Annotated in this window: 11 protein-coding genes; 6 read left to right on the forward strand and 5 right to left on the reverse strand. The window is 59.5% G+C overall.

What is annotated here, in order from left to right; translation table 11 throughout:
• Positions 1–30: 30 nt before the first annotated feature.
• Positions 31–195 carry a hypothetical protein gene (locus HMPREF2878_RS11245; RefSeq protein ID WP_016422979.1) on the reverse strand — a complete coding sequence of 55 codons (165 nt, stop codon included), beginning with the start codon at positions 193–195 and terminating at the stop codon, positions 31–33.
• A gap of 243 nt (positions 196–438) precedes the next feature.
• Here HMPREF2878_RS11245 and dnaE point away from each other — a divergent pair, with 243 nt between their 5' ends.
• The 3 genes from dnaE (at position 439) to HMPREF2878_RS02295 (ending at position 9135) form a co-directional block, all read left to right on the forward strand.
• Entirely contained in the window at positions 439–3996 is a 3558-nt protein-coding gene (gene dnaE / locus HMPREF2878_RS02285; protein WP_016422978.1) for a DNA polymerase III subunit alpha, read from the forward strand.
• Positions 3997–4052: 56 nt separating this feature from the next.
• The gene (gene ilvA, locus HMPREF2878_RS02290; RefSeq protein ID WP_049190440.1) at positions 4053–5348 is read left to right on the forward strand and encodes a threonine ammonia-lyase IlvA; all 1296 of its coding nucleotides are present in this window, start codon (positions 4053–4055) and stop codon (positions 5346–5348) included.
• A 106-nt stretch (positions 5349–5454) separates the two neighbouring features.
• Positions 5455–9135, forward strand: a complete 3681-nt coding sequence (locus tag HMPREF2878_RS02295) for a hypothetical protein (RefSeq protein WP_070652769.1) — start codon at positions 5455–5457, stop codon at positions 9133–9135.
• Here the strand turns inward: HMPREF2878_RS02295 and treZ are convergent.
• Positions 9132–11048, reverse strand: a complete 1917-nt coding sequence (gene treZ / locus HMPREF2878_RS02300) for a malto-oligosyltrehalose trehalohydrolase (protein WP_070652770.1) — start codon at positions 11046–11048, stop codon at positions 9132–9134. The two genes, HMPREF2878_RS02295 and treZ, sit on opposite strands and share 4 nt — an antisense overlap.
• Positions 11049–11177: 129 nt before the next feature.
• On the opposite strand from treZ, the gene HMPREF2878_RS02305 reads away from it, so the two are divergent.
• The gene (locus HMPREF2878_RS02305) at positions 11178–11879 is read left to right on the forward strand and encodes a YigZ family protein (RefSeq protein WP_370449640.1); all 702 of its coding nucleotides are present in this window, start codon (positions 11178–11180) and stop codon (positions 11877–11879) included.
• A gap of 6 nt (positions 11880–11885) precedes the next feature.
• Here the strand turns inward: HMPREF2878_RS02305 and HMPREF2878_RS02310 are convergent, their stop codons facing one another.
• Positions 11886–12632, reverse strand: a complete 747-nt coding sequence (locus tag HMPREF2878_RS02310; protein ID WP_016422973.1) for a helix-turn-helix domain-containing protein — start codon at positions 12630–12632, stop codon at positions 11886–11888.
• A 152-nt stretch (positions 12633–12784) separates the two neighbouring features.
• Here HMPREF2878_RS02310 and HMPREF2878_RS02315 point away from each other — a divergent pair, with 152 nt between their 5' ends.
• Both HMPREF2878_RS02315 and HMPREF2878_RS10955 read left to right on the forward strand, forming a co-directional pair.
• Positions 12785–13030, forward strand: coding sequence for a hypothetical protein (locus tag HMPREF2878_RS02315; RefSeq protein ID WP_005510313.1), 246 nt, complete (start codon positions 12785–12787; stop codon positions 13028–13030).
• Positions 13031–13423 (forward strand): RNA-binding S4 domain-containing protein, encoded by a 393-nt coding sequence (locus HMPREF2878_RS10955; RefSeq protein ID WP_083276350.1) that lies wholly within the window; start codon positions 13031–13033, stop codon positions 13421–13423.
• Here the strand turns inward: HMPREF2878_RS10955 and HMPREF2878_RS02320 are convergent.
• Positions 13371–14537, reverse strand: coding sequence for a GTP pyrophosphokinase (locus HMPREF2878_RS02320; protein WP_070429575.1), 1167 nt, complete (start codon positions 14535–14537; stop codon positions 13371–13373). The two genes, HMPREF2878_RS10955 and HMPREF2878_RS02320, sit on opposite strands and share 53 nt — an antisense overlap.
• Positions 14527–16989, reverse strand: coding sequence for a malto-oligosyltrehalose synthase (treY, locus tag HMPREF2878_RS02325; RefSeq protein ID WP_070429576.1), 2463 nt, complete (start codon positions 16987–16989; stop codon positions 14527–14529). The genes HMPREF2878_RS02320 and treY overlap by 11 nt, the downstream gene beginning before the upstream one ends.
• Between the last annotated feature and the right edge of the window lie 77 nt (positions 16990–17066).

The raw sequence follows: 17066 nt of genomic DNA on the forward strand, positions 1-17066 counted from the left end.
AAAGTCAGAATTTTCCAGGTCTGCGCCCTTTTAGACCAGCCAGCTGTAGCGGGCGGCATCCATGTTGGAGGTGATGACATCGCCATCGATGAGGTAGCCGGCGGCAACTGGGCGGCGGTCGATGGTTGCAAGAACCTCGTCAAGCTCGGGCTTGGGGAAGTAGGTGAAGTGGCCATCGGAAAGTGGTGCGAACACTGTATTGCTCCTTTGGTTCTTTGCTCGAGGGCAGTGTGTTTCTCTATGGTCGCGAGGAAATATGAGGACTTCCTCACGAACTGTGATGTCGAGTATTGTCAACTGGTTTTGAAAAGTAAAGGAAAAGTAAGAGTGATGTTGCACACGTCTTTAGCTATAACTGTGCAGGCATAAGGGGCTGCTTCATTTTGGGTGTTCGATGGAATCGTGTTCAATCCGGGGGATTGTCTACAATCTGGACTCATGGCTAACTCCTCCTTCGTGCACCTCCACAATCACACCGAGTACTCCATGCTCGACGGTATGGCGAAGATTGATTTGCTTGCCGACGAGGTTGCGCGACAGGGAATGCCTGCGGTCGGTGTCACCGACCACGGCAATATGTTTGGCTCGAATGCGTTCTATCGGCAGATGAAGTCCAAGGGCATCAAGCCAATCATCGGCATTGAGGCATATATGGCGCCGGAGAGCCGTTTTAATAAAAAGCGCATTCAGTGGGGTGAGCCGCATCAGCGTCGAGATGACGTCTCGGGTCGCGGTTCCTACTTGCACCAGACCATGTTGGCTGCGAATGCGCAGGGTCTGCGGAACCTGTTCTACCTGTCGTCGATGGCGTCGTATGAGGGGCAGATTAGTAAGTACCCGCGTATGGATGCCGAGTTGGTGGCGGAACGCGCCGAGGGCATTATCGCGACCACTGGTTGCCCGTCGGGTGATGTGCAGACGCGTCTGCGTCTGGGGCAGTTCGACGAGGCTCTGCAGGCCGCCGGAATGTGGCAGGACATCTACGGCAAGGAAAACTACTTCCTTGAGCTGATGGATCACGGGCTGGATATTGAGACCCGTGTGCGAAGTGAGTTACTGGAGATTGGCCGGAAGCTGAACCTGCCGCCACTGGTTACGAATGACTGTCACTATGTCACCCGTGACCAGGCCAAGGCTCACGAGGCCATGCTCTGTGTGCAGACGGGTAAGACGCTCAATGACCCGGACCGTTTTAAGTTCGACGGTGACGGCTACTTTATTAAGTCCGCCGAAGAAATGCGCGCGACCTGGGATCACCTAGTCCCGGGTGCCTGCGATAACACGCTGCTCATCGCAGAGCGCGTTGAGGACTACGACGAGCTGTGGGAAGAGCACCCGCACGATCGCATGCCGAAGGCGGACGTTCCGGAAGGGGAGACGCCGACGACATGGCTGCATCACAACGTGATGGAGGGGCTGCGCAAGCGCTTTGAAGGGCGCGAGGTACCGGAGGAGTACATCCGGCGCGCGGAGTACGAAATTGAGGTTATTGACGGTAAGGGCTACCCGTCGTACTTCCTTATCGTTGCGGAGTTGATCCGCCATGCCCGTGAGGTGGGCATCAAGGTCGGTCCGGGGCGTGGTTCCGCTGCCGGTTCCCTGGTTGCGTACGCGACGTGGATTACCAATATCGACCCGATTGAGCACGGTCTTCTCTTCGAGCGATTCCTGAACCCAGAGCGTCCGTCCGCGCCGGATATCGATATCGACTTCGACGACCGCCGCCGCGATGAAATGATTCGCTACGCGGCAGATCGCTGGGGCGAAGACAAGGTGGCGCAGGTGGTCACCTTCGGTACGGTGAAGACCAAGCAGGCTCTGAAGGACTCGGCGCGTGTGCAGTTCGGTCAGCCGGGTTACCAGATTGCAGACCGCATTACTAAGGCGCTGCCACCTGCGATTATGGCTAAGGACATTCCGCTGAGCGGCATCGTCGACCCGGAGCACCCACGCTACGGCGAGGCCGCCGAGGTTCGTCAGCTTATTGAAACCGACCCGGATGTGGCTCGAATTTACGAGACAGCCCGTGGTCTCGAGGGCGTCGTTAGGCAGACCGGCGTGCACGCTTGTGCCGTGGTGATGGCGTCGGTGCCACTCTTGGATCACATCCCGATGTGGAAGCGACAGGCTGACGGCGCGATTATCACTGGCTGGGATTATCCGGCGTGTGAGGCCATCGGTCTGTTGAAGATGGACTTCCTGGGTCTTCGAAACCTGACGGTTATCGGTGACTGTATTGAGCACATCAAGTCCAACCGAGGCGAGACAGTTCTGCTCGATGACCTTCAGACCGATGATCCGAAGGTCTATGAGCTGCTGTCGCGCGGTGACACCCTCGGTGTGTTCCAGCTCGATGGTGGCGGAATGCGTGAGCTGCTCAAACGCATGCAGCCAACGGGCTTCGACGACATCGTGGCATCGCTGGCGCTGTACCGTCCGGGGCCGATGGGTGTGAACGCGCACTTTGACTACGCGGATATTAAGAATGGTCGCAAGCCTTATAACGCCATCCACGCGGAACTGGATGAGCAGCTGAAAGAAATCCTGGAAGAAACACACGGCCTGATCGTGTACCAGGAGCAGATCATGAAGATCTCGCAGAAGCTGGCGAATTACACCGCGGGCCAAGCAGATGGTTTCCGTAAGGCCATGGGTAAGAAGAAGCCCGAGGTGCTGGCCAAGGAGTTCGTGAACTTCGAAGGCGGCATGTTGGAGAATGGTTTCTCCAAGGATGCTGTCCAGAAGCTGTGGGATATTATTCTGCCCTTCGCCTCGTACGCGTTTAACAAGTCTCACGCGGCGGGCTACGGCCTGGTGTCCTACTGGACCGCGTATCTGAAGGCCAACTACACCGCTGAGTACATGGCGGCGCTGTTGACCTCGGTGGCGGATGATAAGAACAAGCTGGCTATTTATCTGTCGGACTGTCGCCACCTTGGCATTAAGGTGCTGCCGCCGGATGTCAATGAGTCGGGTATGGACTTCGAGCCGGTCGGTGAGGATATTCGCTTCGGCCTTGGCGCTATCCGCAACGTCGGCCATGATGTGGTCGCGTCGATTGTGAAGACGCGCGAGGAGAAGGGCAAGTTCACGTCGTTCTCGGACTACCTGGACAAGATTGAGACGCTGCCGTGTAACAAGCGCATCACCGAGTCGTTGATTAAGGCCGGCGCTTTCGACTCGCTGGGGCACCCACGAAAGGGCCTTGCGCTCATTCACGAAGAGGCCATTGACTCGGTGCTGTCGACCAAGAAGGCTGCAGACAAGGGACAGTTCGACCTGTTTGCGGGCTTCGGTGGGGAAGAGGACACCGGATCGGAGAGCATCTTTGAAATCCGTGTGCCGGATGAAAAGTGGGATCGCAAGCACGAGCTGACCCTGGAACGAGAAATGCTGGGCCTCTATGTCTCCGGTCATCCACTCGATGGGTTCGAAGAATCGCTGGCCGCGCAGACCGATACCGCTTTGACCACGGTCGTCGGTGGGGAAGTCGCTAACAACACCGAAATCACTATTGGTGGCATTGTCTCTAGCGTTGACCGTCGCGTGAATAAGAACGGCCAGCCCTGGGCGATTATCGGTATTGAGGACCACAACGGCGCGCGCGTGGAAGTTATGGCTTTTGCGAGAACCTACGCGATGATTGCCACCAGCATTGCTGAAGACGCCATCGTGCTTATTCGTGCCCGCGTTCAGTACCGCGATGACCGCATGAGTGTGGTCTGTGATGACCTGAAGCTGCCGGATCTTGGCCGTAATGGCTCCACTTCGGCGCCGCTGCGTCTGACCATGCGCACTGATCAGTGCACTCCGGAGATGATTGCCAAGCTGAAGTCAGTACTGCTGGACAACCCAGGCGACTCCGACGTTTACCTCAAGCTTGTCGACGGCGATTCCCACACCACTTTGGTTCTCGGCGAGCACTTGCGGGTCGACCGGGACGCCAGCTTGATTGGTGATCTGAAGGCGACGATTGGGGCCAGCATTTTGGGGTAGCTTATCGTGGCCCTGATTGTCGCAACCGGTTGTATGACCGAGTAGAGTCATAGCTCATGAGTGAGAATTCTGTGCCTGCTTCCCAGACCGAACGCCGACTTGTCCACGCGGCCGATATTCAGATTGCGCAGGCACGAATTTCTTCGGTTATTGCGGCCACTCCGCTGCAGTTCAGCCCACGTCTTTCCGAAATCACCGGTGCTAAGGTATTCCTCAAGCGGGAAGACCTCCAGGACGTGCGCTCGTACAAGATTCGCGGTGCCTACAACGCCATGGTTCAGGTCACCGACGAAGAGCGAGCAGCAGGCGTCGTTGCGGCATCTGCAGGAAACCACGCTCAAGGCGTGGCATATGCCTGTCGTCAGCTGGGTATTAAGGGGCGCATCTATGTGCCCAATGCCACGCCGAAGCAGAAGCGCGACCGTATCGCTTACCACGGCCGCGATGCCGTTGAGATTGTCGTTGTCGGGGACTCCTTCGATGAGGCCGCCGCTGCGGCGCGTGCTGACGCACAGCGCACTGGTGCCACCATGGTGGAGCCATTCGACTCCTTCAACACCATCGTCGGACAAGGCACTGTCGCAGCTGAAATTATTGCGCAGCTCTCCGGTCAGGGGTTGACTCTGGATACCATCTGCGTACCGGTCGGTGGCGGTGGTCTGCTCAGCGGTGTCACCTCTTACCTGTCGGATATGTCGCCGAACACCCAGGTCATGGGTGTGGAACCTGCGGGTGCGGCCTGCATGCGCGCAGCCCTGGAGAACAACGGCCCGATTACGCTGGGGCACACCGATCCGTTCGTCGATGGCGCCGCGGTGGCCCGTTTCGGTGACCTGCCATGGCACATCCTGGAGGCCAACCGCAACCGCGTTCATCCGATGATTGCGCCGGAGGGCGCGGTCTGTGAGGCGCAGCTGGATCTCTATCAGAACGAAGGGATCATCGCTGAGCCGGCCGGTGCGCTGTCTGTGGCAGCTCTGGAGCAGATGCAGTTTGAACCGGACGAGGTTGTTGTCTGCATCATCTCGGGCGGTAATAACGACGTGCTGCGCTATGCCGAGATCATGGAGCGCTCGCTGGTCTACCGCGGCCTCAAGCACTACTTCCTGGTCAACTTCCCGCAGAAGCCCGGCCAGCTCCGCATGTTCCTCAGCGATGTTCTCGGCCCGGATGACGACATCTCGCAGTTCGAGTACCTCAAACGCAACAACCGCGAAACTGGCGCGGCTCTTGTCGGTATTGAGCTACGTCGTGCCTCTGACCTCGAGGAATTGCTGGCACGCATGGATGCCTCGCCGCTGAAGTGCCGCCGACTGGTACCCGGCACACCAGAGTATGACTTTTTGACCTAGACTTGCTGGGTCCAGCTGGGAAACCTCCGAGGAAGTCCTCCCAGCTCCGTTAATTAAATGAATCTTTTCGAGCAAGCTTTGTAGCGAAGGGGAGCGTCCACCCACTATGACTGGGGCAAGCAGTGTCGACCAGGGTGTCCGAGTGGAAAATACCGTGATTGTCGAAATGTGGCTGGCTGCCGCAGAGCAGGACCTGGCCACCCGGATTCCGGGTCTGCTGGAATCCGCCACACAGGCCAAAGTTGAGCCACTGTTTGTCTGGTCAGGGCTGGCGATGGACGAGGTTGAGCGTATCGACCGCTTCCTGGGAACGCTCCTGGCCCATCATCTGGTGGGTGGTACTGCTGCCGATATTGAAGCTGCGAAGAGTGTCGTTGACAATCACCCGCTGGTCACCCTTGCCTCGCTGGTAGGACGCGCCGCGCGTGTTGCGTCGGCAAGCGAAATGTGGCTGGACTGGCCAGCCGCTCTGCAGCTGGATCCAGACGCTGACACTACCGGCGCGCTCATCGAGCACCTCGCCGCCGCAGTGCCGACAATGCTGGCCAATGCTGGTTTGCCTAACGACGTCGACAGCAGCCAGGCCGACGCGGATCCGCTGCAGCGGGCAGCGCAGGTGCTTCTTCTGCACGCGGGTGTGCAGCTATCAGTGATGCCACTGATTATCGAGCGCTGTGAGGAGCTTGCGGGCGTATCGGAGCTATCCGACCCTTCATCAAATGACCTGGTACAGGCGCTGTCGAAGGTTCATCCGCTGCTCGAGGAGCTGCTGACCGAAATCGCAGAGGCGGAAGATGGTGTCTACCCACTGGCGCTGCGTCAGTTGGCCAGGACGGCACCTCGTCAGGCGCACAAGTTGTTTAAGGCAACCCTCGGCTATGCCATTGCCACCGCCGCTGATCCGGCCAACTGGGAGGCTCGGGAAGAACTCGGCCAGCTCGATGCGGGGCTGCCGCCTATTCTGGTGGCCGCTGCGCGTGAAGAGCTGCGTATGCGTCCGGCGGGTACTGCGAATCGTCGTGAAGCCGTGGGCGTGGTGGCAACGACCGGCCGCCCGCAGCTGTACTTCGATGAGCTGACGCAGACCGTTGGCGTACAGCTACCGACGCCGCTGGATCCGGCGGGACGGACCTGGCGTGTCACCTTCGGCGGCACGGTAGCAACGACGCCGGTGGTGGGCCTGCAGGATTCGCTGCCGCGTCCAGTGGTGACCATCGATGAGCCGGTGCGCGATGTGCTGGTGGAAATCGGCGATGAGAAGCACTGGCGAGTCCCTGCGATTAGCACTGAGGACCCGATTCTCATTTTCGGTGCCGACGGTCAGTCAGTCACAGACAAGGTCTCGCTACACTCGACGTCCGCTACGGTGGTCTACCCGGTTGATGCCACACTCGTTGACCCCGTCACAGGCGCTGAGGTGCCATTGCTATCGGACCCGCGCCCATTTAACTGGGAGCTGTGGCAAGTCGCTGAGATCGATCTCCGCGATGTTCATGCAGTTCAGGTTCGTCGGTCCGGGGCGGCCGGCGAGGTTCGGTCGGCATCCCCGCAGCGTCAACCGCGAATGACCATGCCTCACGCGCGTCTCGACGGCACGGTGTCTGCCTACGGCACCCCGGTTTACGCCGGTGGTCCGGTCGCTGTGTTCCCGCCGACGCTGTCCGGTAAGGACGAGTCCTGGCGTGCTATCGTCACCGATTTTGGTGGATATGGTGCGTTTACCACGGATTCCGTCATGGTCTATGACCTCGAGGTACCCGCCGCGGGTGGCGAGGTTGAGATTCTTACCGATGACGATTACCCGTGGGTCGGCGAGTTCGTGGTTCGTCTGGTCAATCCGCGTGGCCGCAGCTTCCAGAAGCACTTCGCCATTGCGGAGCAGGCAGACCTCACGATCACTTACAGCGGTGGTGGTGACGGCTTCCGCATCCCAACCATCGACGGGCTGAGCCCCGCCGACATCCGCGTTGTTTCGGGTGACAAGCCGCTTGACGCCGAGCCCGCTATCGTGCGCCTCGGGGCGGACGAAGTCACAGGCACCGTCGAGCTTTCCACCGACGAGGGCGCATGGCTGCAGTTGCAGGTCACGCCAGGCACGCTGCAGTTTGAGGTTCCGCTTGCCGACGAATCCGTCGCCCGCCGCACCACTACATTGGTCACCCGCCCGAAGCGTGTCGATGCCTTCGGCAAGATTGTCGTCAATGCCCCGGGCGAGTTGCGCCATGCGCATATTGCAGTTTCCAGCGGTGAGCGCGACATCTGCCGCGTCCCCATCAAGCGATTCGGCGATACTGGCTACGCGGAGTTCGGCAAGTTTGCCGACCGTATCTCTCTGCTGAAGGCCCTGCGCATTAGTTTGGACTGGACACGTGTGACGGGACGGAAGCGCCTGTCTGTACCGCTGGTGGAGGCCTCCTCCCGCGATGCCATCCGCCAGATTGCCTTCAACGATGAAGCCACTGACATCATCGAGGTTGATGTCGCTGACGACGTTTCGCACTTGCCGATGACCCTGTGGCTCTGGGCCGCCGGTCAACCGTGGCGCGAACCCGTCGCCCTGGAAGTCGTAGAGGGCGAATGCGAGCTTCCCGCCGAACTCCGCGGCCTCGGCCCATTCGTCGCGCAGGTGACTCTCGGTGTGGAAAAGGAACGCCACCCGCAGTGGCCGGCGGCCGGGTCGACCATTCTGAATCATGTCGATGATGCAGAGGCTATCGACCTCGATGGCGAGGACACCGATCCCGTTGCTCGCGCGCAGGAACTGTGGGGCGAGCTAAATCAGGATCAGCTCGCACGTTTGTGGACGCTACTGGCGACCTTGCGCGCTGGTCGTGCAACCGACATGGCGCAGGCGAATCCGCTGCTGGCCGCACCTAGGTTGGGTGCGATCTTGTGTGCCGAACCACGCGCCGGACTGGCAGCGTTGAACCGTTCAGTCATCGCGCTCGACGATCAGCCGGGTATGTTTATCGCCTCCGGACTCGTGCTGGGAGACTTCAGCGCTACTAAGCCAGTGCCGGGGCGTCGCCGTGTGCCGTGGCTCGGTGCATTGGCAGCATTAGCGGATCTCACTGATGAGAGCGTGGACCGTTCTCGTCAGCTGGATTACCTGCGCACAACTGGTGGCCAGGGACTGCTGGACATTGCTGCCAGCGGCCAGGACACCACCCTGGAGTCCGCTACTATCGACCAGAGCTCGGTGCAGATTACCTCGCTGCCGGAAGCACAGGCCAGCGCTATTCTGTCGCAGGTCTTTGATCCTTACCGCATGGTCCCGGGTCCGCTGACCGACGATGACGCTCGTTTCACGGCAATCTATGAAGTGGTACGCAATCGTGCTGAGATTGTGGAATCCGGTGTCATGACCCAGCTTGCCGCCGCCTCTCGAGTGTTGTTTAAGACGGTGTCGAAGGCGTCTCCACGACTGCGCAAGGCGGTCAATGTGCGCTTCCACAAGCTCGACGGCATCGATGCGGATGATCCTTCGCTGCACTGGACTCTGGTGCCGGGAACGTCACTGCTTATTGCAGTGGCTGCCCGCGTATTGGCTCGTACTCAGGCTGAGAACTCTGATGCCAGTGTCGCCGCTGTCCGTGAGCTGATTCCGATGTGGGCTCAGCTGGCGGACCTGGTTCCGACGTTGGTGATGAGCGATATTCTCATCGCAGACGCGTTGGTGGCTCACGTCCTCCACGGTGATGTCACCGAGTTGCCGTGGCCAGCACCCGAGTCGGGTGCGGCGGATGAGGAAGAGTCCGACACCGAGGCTGAAAGTCCGGCTGACTAGCTGAGCGAGACGACAGCGTAGCCCCACGCTGGAAGCGAGATTTCGGGACCGGCAGCTTCGTCATTGACGATGCTGGCTGCTGCGTCTTCAAAAGTGTGCAGCAGGTGGGCGGAACCGAACTCGGAATCCAGGCTGACGCTGGTTTCGGCGTCGGAGAAATTCGCCACCAAAGCGACAGTTTCAAAGGCATCCGAGTTCCGGGCACCCATTTCGCGCTCATCCTGGCTGCGCACAACGACGAGGCAACGATTGTCCTCGTCATACTCAGTCACCACAGATGCCGACCAGGGAGTGCGAAGCGACGGGTGGGACTTCCGCAGCGCGAAGAGATCGCGGTAGGCCGCCAGAATAGTGGCGTGCGAGCCCTCCGAGACCTCCTGCCAATTGAGCTTCGAGTGGTGGAAGGTCTCTGGATCCGATGGGTCGGATACCTCCTTCGGATCCCACCCAGCACGGGCAAACTCACGTAGGCGTCCCTCGCGCGTGAGCCGCTGCAGCTCCGGATCTTCATGGGAACAGAAGAAAGCAAACGGGGTAGAGGCGCCCCATTCCTCACCTTGGAAGAGCATCGGGGTGAAAGGACTGCAGGCGATAACTGCTGCCTTTAAAACCTGCTGCGCCGGAGTGAGGTTCATCGACGGACGGTCACCGACAGCGCGGTTTCCCGTTTGATCATGTGTGGTCGTGTACGTTACGAAAGCATGCATGGGCTGTACAGACAGGTCGAAGAGACGACCATGAGTGCGACCACGGAACGTCGACATTGTGCCCGTATGCCAGAAGCCAGTTTCCAAAGCACTAGCTAGCGCTTCCACCGACCCAAAGTCTGAGTAGTAGGCGTGGTCCTCGCCAGAGACCAGCGTGTGCAGTGCATGGTGGACGTCATCATCCCACTGAGCGTTGAGGCCAAAGCCACCTGCAGCGCGCGGGCGGACCAAACGCGGATCATTCTGGTCGGACTCTGCAATCAAAGAACGCGGAATACCAGTCTCGGCTGCGACAGTGTCTGCGACAACCTGCATCTGCTCCAGAATGTGGAATGCCCCCTCGTCATGCAGGGCATGGACTGCGTCCAGACGAAGACCGTCGACGTGGTAATCCACCAGCCATTGGCGCACTGCATCCAAAATATACGCACGCACCTCATCAGAGTTGTCGCCAGTGAGATTGACAACCTCACCCCAACCCGTCGAACCACCAGCGGTGTAGGGGCCGAAAAATCCCACATAGTTGCCGTCTGGACCAAAGTGGTTAAAGACCACATCCAAGATGACAGCCAAACCCTTTCGGTGGCACGTATCAACCAGCTTCTGTAGACCCCGCGGGCCACCGTAGCCCTCGTGCACGCTGTGCCAGGACACACCGTCATAGCCCCAATTACGGTCACCACCGAAAGGCTGCACTGGCATCAGCTCAATATGTGTTACCCCCAGCTCAATCAGATGGTCTAGATGTTCCACCAAACCTTCGAAATCACCAGAATCGCTGAAGGTGCCCACATGCAGCTCATAAATCAGACCTCCTGGCAGAATCCGGCCCGACCAGGCCGAGTCCTTCCACTTATAGGCACCCAGGTCAACGACCTCGGAGAAACCATGCGGACCATCCGGCTGCGACTGGGAACGCGGATCTGGCAGCGGTATTGTCCAGTCACCGACAGCAGGGGAGGAGCCGTCCCCCGATTCGTCGTCAGGCGCGCCGAATCCCGCATGTGCCCGCAGCGAAAATGCGTAGCGATCCCCCGGTGTACGAGCCACATCAGCTTCAAACCAACCAGAGTTGGCGCCGTAGCCATCGGTGGCGTCAGCGATTGGATGCATATCAAAAATCGCTGGCGCGTCAGGATTGCCCAACAGCAGACGGACTTCGGAAGCGTACGGGGCCCAGACTCGGTAGTTGCTCATGGGCACCATGGTAGGTCAGTCAGCGGATTGGCACAGGGGAACCGTTTTCGAACACCGCGTATTTGAGGTGAGTCCAAGGTGAAGTCGAGATAGTAGCGAGCGACGGTGATTGGGTGTGCACGAAGCCCATACGCAACAATGGACACTATGACCACCGAGCCATCCACTTCGACCGAAGCGACGCAGAAGCAGCGCGACATCGAGCTGATTGTCCCCGCCGGCGGTGACATCGTCACGAATGAAATCGAGATTAAGAAATCTCGCTTCATCACGTGGATCGCGCGTGCTGACGACGAAGACAGCGCCCGAGAGGTCATCAATTTGGCCAAGGCGGAGTACCCGGATGCTCGCCACCACTGCAGCGCATACATTCATGAGGTCGTCGGAGGGAATCGGGTGGAGCGATCCTCAGATGACGGTGAACCTGGCGGCACGGCAGGGCGCCCAATGCTCGATGTGCTCCAGGGCTCTGGAATGACGAATGTCACCGCCGTAGTGATCCGCTATTTTGGCGGCATCAAATTAGGCACGGGTGGGCTTGTGAGGGCCTATTCGGATTCGGTCTCAGAGTGTCTAGAAAAAGTCACGCGCATGCGGCGCGTGCAAAGAGCCTTGAGAGTAGTGAGTGTCTCCGCCGCAGATGCCGGTCGCATCGAAGCGGAATTGCGTGCTCGTGGTTATGAGATCGTGGAAACGCGGTGGGGCCAGAACGTGGAGTTTTCCATCGCGGTGACTGCCGATGGGATTGCCCAGCTTGACGGCGAAATGCAGGCGCTGACTAAGGGAGCTAGCGAGCCGTCTACGGACGGTGGCGAAATCTGGTGGGAGCTGCGCGCTTAACAGCCACTAACCCTGGTTCGGGGATTCCTCGCCGTTGTGTGCGCCGCGATGGCGCTTGAGAATTTCCACCAGCTCGTCCTTATTTTCCGCAATCTTTTCTGGCCGACCGAAGACGCAGACTGCCGCGACAGTAGCACCGTCTTCCTCCACTGCGATAGAGACACCGTCAACGCCACCGCCTTCGGCAATACCCGGGGCAGCACAGACGCCGGTCTCTGCGATTTCCCCGGCCTGGCGGAGGAAATCATCCACATAGACCTGGTCTTCCGGCCGCGCGGAGTTCAGGTAGGACCACAGTTCGCGCTTTTCAAACCGACTCATCAAAACCCAACCTGCAGAGGTGCGCAACAGCGAGCGCGGCAGGAAGTTCTCCGTCAGGTACTGGTAGCGCATGGATTCACCGACGGTTTTGAGGTAGAAAAGCTTGCCACCAACCGGCAGTGCCAGCACGGTAATCAAGCCAGTTTCGTTGTGAATCGCCTCGAGCTCAGCCGTCGGAACGTTGACCATGCGACGACCGGCCATGACATTGAGCAGAAACGGCGCCATGCCGAGCGTGTAACGCTTGTTGGACTCGTCAAGGTAACCTGTCACAGTCAGACCGTTGACAAGGCCCTGCGTGGTACTGAGCGGATAGTTCAGCGTGTGGGCGATGTCAGTGAGGGTTAGACCTTCGTTAGAGCGCGCAACGAGTTCGAGGATCGCCGCAACGCGGTCGACCATGCGGTGGCGGGGGCGGACAGTTTCTGTCATAGGACTAACACTAGCAATCAACCTACGCCATTGTGTTAATTACCTACCCAAATAGGAATATCTAGCAGGTTTGCTATAGCTGTAGAAATTTTTCCCGAATTGTACGCCCTATCGACCTATGCGATGCGTCAGGGCGACCAGAACGCTCTAATATGTACTCCATGAGCTATCTTCAGCCCCAACCTCAGAACCCCATTGAGCTCCGCAAGAACGCGGTGCGAAAGTACTCCCGCAATGCCGTTGTATGGGCAGGCAGTGGTGTCGTCGGCGGTGCAGTGCTCGGACTTCTAGCCGGAAGCATGTCTCTATTCCTCATCCTGGCAGTAGTCGGCCTGGTCGGTGGTTTTCTCAATTGGCAAAAGGTTCAGCGGATTGTGAACTACAAGGATCCGCAGTAAATGCCTGCTCAGCAGCAATTGTCTACCGAGCCAGTGCGTATTGATGCCTGGATTTGGGCGGTCAGGTTGCTGAAAACTCGCTCATTGGCCGCAGATGCGTGCCGTGGCGGCCACGTCAAAGTCAACGGCGAAGCCGTGAAACCTTCAGTTCTGGTCGTTCCAGGGGATAGAGTGCGACTGTGGGCAAACCACCGCGAACACATTGTTGAGGTCACCAAGACGGTGAAGAAGCGGGTCGGAGCTCCGGTGGCCAGGCAGTGCTATATCGACCACTCTCCGCCGCCGCCCCCTAGGGAGATTCTCGCATCGATGCCGACGCGCGACCGCGGTGCCGGGCGGCCTACGAAGAGCGATCGCCGTCAGCTCGATCGTCTTCGGGGACGTCGCTCATAGGCATCCCGGCCTCCGCTAGTTGCTGCAACCGTGCGCGCAAACGGGCTGGTCGACGCTTCGGGTTATGGCTGGTATCTGCAGTGGCCTTGATGTGCTTTTCACCGCGAGCCGCTAGTAGTAGGTCATCGATAACACGCACATGGCCTGGGTTAAAGCGGTACTTCATGGCCTTGCTTACCGCGCTGAGGCGCTGCGGATTAAGTAGCTCTCGCAGCTGCCCGACAGTGCGAATGCCATTGCGCTCCAGCAGTTCTTCTGCCCAGCCGTAATGTTCTGATTTCGATCGGGGCGCATCTGGAAGCAGCATCGTCAGCACGCCGGGTAGGGTTTCCTCAGTCACCACAATGTCATCGGCTGTGGTCTTTGCCGGAGCTGAGGGCTGTTTGCCCTCTCCCTGCGCGGAATCGTCCGGCGTGGATTCCTCCAGCACGGCAACGACTTGGTCGAACTGCTGATCCGCGAGCTCAATAAGGCCAGCGGCCAGCGCAAAAGCTCGATCAATCCGCGGGTCTGTCGCTCCCTCAGGGGCCTTATAGCGAATATCGTGCTCAAATTCCGCCCACGCATGCTGCAGCACAGTGCGCAGTTGCACCTCAAACTGCATATCCGCATATGGAGCTAGCTCTGACGGCGCCGCCGTCGACACCTTGCAGATCAAGTGCTGGGAGCCGTATCCCAACCGGCCGCTGATTCGTGTCTCCGCGGTTTTGTCAATCCTACGCAGCACAGTCAGCGAATCTCCCAGCGCATCCATGATCGCGGGAATCTCCGTCGAATGGTACGTGGTTACACGCACACCGATGATGTCGTGGATACCGTGCCACGGGTCAGGGTAGACGTAGTTGCCGTCCGCTTCACGACGCAGGGCCTTCTGCCGCAATGAGCGGAAAGACTTCACCCGCGCCGTGACATTGTCAAAGGCCAAACCGGCATCGGAGAGAATCTCTTTAATCGCATCGACAAAGTCCTGCGCGGCGGTGGGGTGCCGAGTTGCCCACGAGTCGTACTTCGACTGCAGTGCACGTGTAACCTCTCGATCCTCCGCCAACTGAGTCTTGCGGGTCTGGTCGCGGGAATCGTCGGGAAGCGAATCCTTCATTCGATTAGTCGTCATCGTCCTCGCGTACCAGCAGTGCTACTGGGAAGGAGCTGAACAGAGAAGCCACGGCGATGGTGCCGGACCAAGTATGGCCAGTGAAACGGTCGGTCCAGAATCCCTTGGGAAGTGTCACTGTAGTGTCGCCCCAACCGCCTTCGCGTTGCAGCCCCAGCGGACGGCGCGTCACCAGCGCGATAACATCTTCCGGCTCGCCCTTCGGTCCACGTGCTGCACCGACCAAATGACGCTCGCCGACACCCACGGCGAATACTGGCTGGTAGGCGCCGCCGACGAAGGACTCCGGGCGTTCCGCACGCAGCTTCACTCCGTGGTGAGTCACCATCAGCTTTGCGACGTCCGCATCGGCATCCGTAAAGTCCTCCGGCAGCTCAGCTGGGTGCTCTGGACTCTTAGTTACCGACGTGACCTCATCGCGAGCAACCTTATCCAGCGCCGCGACGCGCGCATCGTAGTCGACGAACCGGCGGTTGTCAGGATCAACCAGGGAGTCCTCTGTGAACTCCGTCCCCTGGTAGGTATCGGGGATGCCGGGGCCGACAAGCTGGAGGAGCTTGCGCGACAGTGACGTGGTCAGGGCAGCTGGCGCAATGGAGCGGACGAACTCTGTGATGGAGTCGGTCAGGGGGCCGTCGAGAAGCGCGTCGATCCAGCTGCGAATGCCGAGTTCGAACTCCTCGACCGGCTCCGTCCAGGAGGTGTGCACATCTGCCTCGCGGATGGCCTTAATGGCGTAGTCGTGGAGGCGTTCACGCAGTTCATCGGTAATTACGCCGTCGGTCGGCCAGACTCCGATGATGTTCTGCAGCAGGAAGTAGCCGGTGGCATCGTCAGGGGCGGGGGTGATGGCCATCCAGTTGCGGACATTTTCAGCCCAGTCGCCGGAGACATCGGAGAGCTGGAGGATGCGGGCTCGGACATCTTCGCCGCGCTTGGTGTCGTGCGTGGACAGCGTGGTCATGGTTCGTGGCCAGAGGCGAGCACGTTCCGACTGCAACAGGTGGAACTCCGCCGCCGACATGCCGTAGCGACCCAAATCACCGCCGACTTCGTTCAGGCTGATCAGGCGGCAGGCGCGGTAGAAGGTGGTGTCTTCGACACCCTTTGCCATGACCGCACCACAGACCTGCGCGAACCGCGTGGCGGCCTCACCACCGGCTACCAAACCTGCCGAAATGAGGTCGAGAGCAAAGACACGCGAGGGGAAACGCGCTGCCATTTCACCAATGACCGTGGAAGCCACTCGTGACAGGGAGACATAGTCCGAACGGTAGACAGGCATGGCAGCGACCAGCTTGCAGATGGTGTCGATAAGTACCTCATCGCTGACGCTGGTACCGCTGATAGACCAGTTATCGCGGCGCAGGGCACGTGCTAGACGACGGACTTCTGCAGCCAACTCGTGCGCTGCGACATCGTGTTTGAGAGCCTGCGCAGTTGCCTGCACGGCAGTTTTGTCCCAGGTTGAGCCGGACTGCTGCAGAGCCAACATACTCATGGCGTCTCGGGAGTCGCGGTTGACGAAGACATTGTCGAACTCACGCAGGGCGTCGTAACCCGTGGTGCCGTCAACCTGGAGCCTCGGATCCAGTGGCTCTTCGGCACCCAGAATCTTCTCGATAACCAGCCACTTGTCATCGCCGAGTAGACGGCGCAGCTCACTGAGGTATCCGAATGGGTTGCTGAGGCCATCTGGGTGGTCAATGCGGACACCGTCAATGATGTCCGCAGCTAGCAGCTCGCGGATGATGCGGTGTGTGTGCTCGAATACCACCGGGTTTTCCTGGCGGATGCCGGCCAGGCCGTTGACGCTGAAGAATCGACGGTAGCCAATGACCCCGTCCTTCCAGTACATCAGGCGATAGGCCTGGCGATCATGTACTTCCTGCGGGGTGCCGTCCTCGGTGCCGGGGCGCACCGGGAATGTGTTGTCGTAGTAACGCAGAAGTGGCTCGTCGCCAGAGGTGTCGAGCTCCAGCTTGTCGATATCCTCCGGGGATCCCAGAACCGGCAACCCCATCTTGCCGTTGGCACCGTTGTCCTCGTGCCAGTCGATATCGAAGTATGGCTCGAACTGAGAATCCTTGCCATAGGTCAGAACGTCCCACCACCAGGCATTGAGCTTGGGCTCCTCAACACCGAGGTGGTTCGGTACCAGGTCGATAATGATGCCCAGACCGGCCTTGTGCGCCACCTGCGCGAGCTTCTGCAGCTCTTCCATGCCGCCGAGCTCCGGGTTCACTGTCGTCGGATCGATGACATCGTAGCCATGGTTAGACTCCGGTACGGCGGTGAGGATAGGCGACAGATACAGGTGTGAAATTCCGAGGTCTGCCAAGTAGCCGACCTGTTCAGCCGCGTCAGCGAACGTGAAAGCGCGCCCGTTTGGGTCGGCCTTGGGGCCACGGAGTTGGAGACGGTAGGTGGACGTAATTGGTCGGCGACTCATGTTCCCCTTTATACCGCCCACCAGGAAAAGCTGCTGCCTGACCGCTGTGGCAGCAGCTAGCCCCAGAGTCTGCACCC

It is taken from the genome of Corynebacterium sp. HMSC065H09 (genome assembly GCF_001812845.1).
Taxonomy (GTDB): domain Bacteria; phylum Actinomycetota; class Actinomycetes; order Mycobacteriales; family Mycobacteriaceae; genus Corynebacterium; species Corynebacterium jeikeium_D.

Coding starts and splice junctions, on each gene's coding strand:
- dnaE (WP_016422978.1), top strand. CDS start 439: ATGGCTAACTCCTCCTTCGTGCACCTCCACAATCACACCGAGTACTCC.
- ilvA (WP_049190440.1), top strand. CDS start 4,053: ATGAGTGAGAATTCTGTGCCTGCTTCCCAGACCGAACGCCGACTTGTC.
- HMPREF2878_RS02295 (WP_070652769.1), top strand. CDS start 5,455: ATGACTGGGGCAAGCAGTGTCGACCAGGGTGTCCGAGTGGAAAATACC.
- treZ (WP_070652770.1), bottom strand. CDS start 11,048: ATGGTGCCCATGAGCAACTACCGAGTCTGGGCCCCGTACGCTTCCGAA.
- HMPREF2878_RS02305 (WP_370449640.1), top strand. CDS start 11,178: ATGGACACTATGACCACCGAGCCATCCACTTCGACCGAAGCGACGCAG.
- HMPREF2878_RS02310 (WP_016422973.1), bottom strand. CDS start 12,632: ATGACAGAAACTGTCCGCCCCCGCCACCGCATGGTCGACCGCGTTGCG.
- HMPREF2878_RS02315 (WP_005510313.1), top strand. CDS start 12,785: ATGTACTCCATGAGCTATCTTCAGCCCCAACCTCAGAACCCCATTGAG.
- HMPREF2878_RS10955 (WP_083276350.1), top strand. CDS start 13,031: ATGCCTGCTCAGCAGCAATTGTCTACCGAGCCAGTGCGTATTGATGCC.
- HMPREF2878_RS02320 (WP_070429575.1), bottom strand. CDS start 14,537: ATGACGACTAATCGAATGAAGGATTCGCTTCCCGACGATTCCCGCGAC.
- treY (WP_070429576.1), bottom strand. CDS start 16,989: ATGAGTCGCCGACCAATTACGTCCACCTACCGTCTCCAACTCCGTGGC.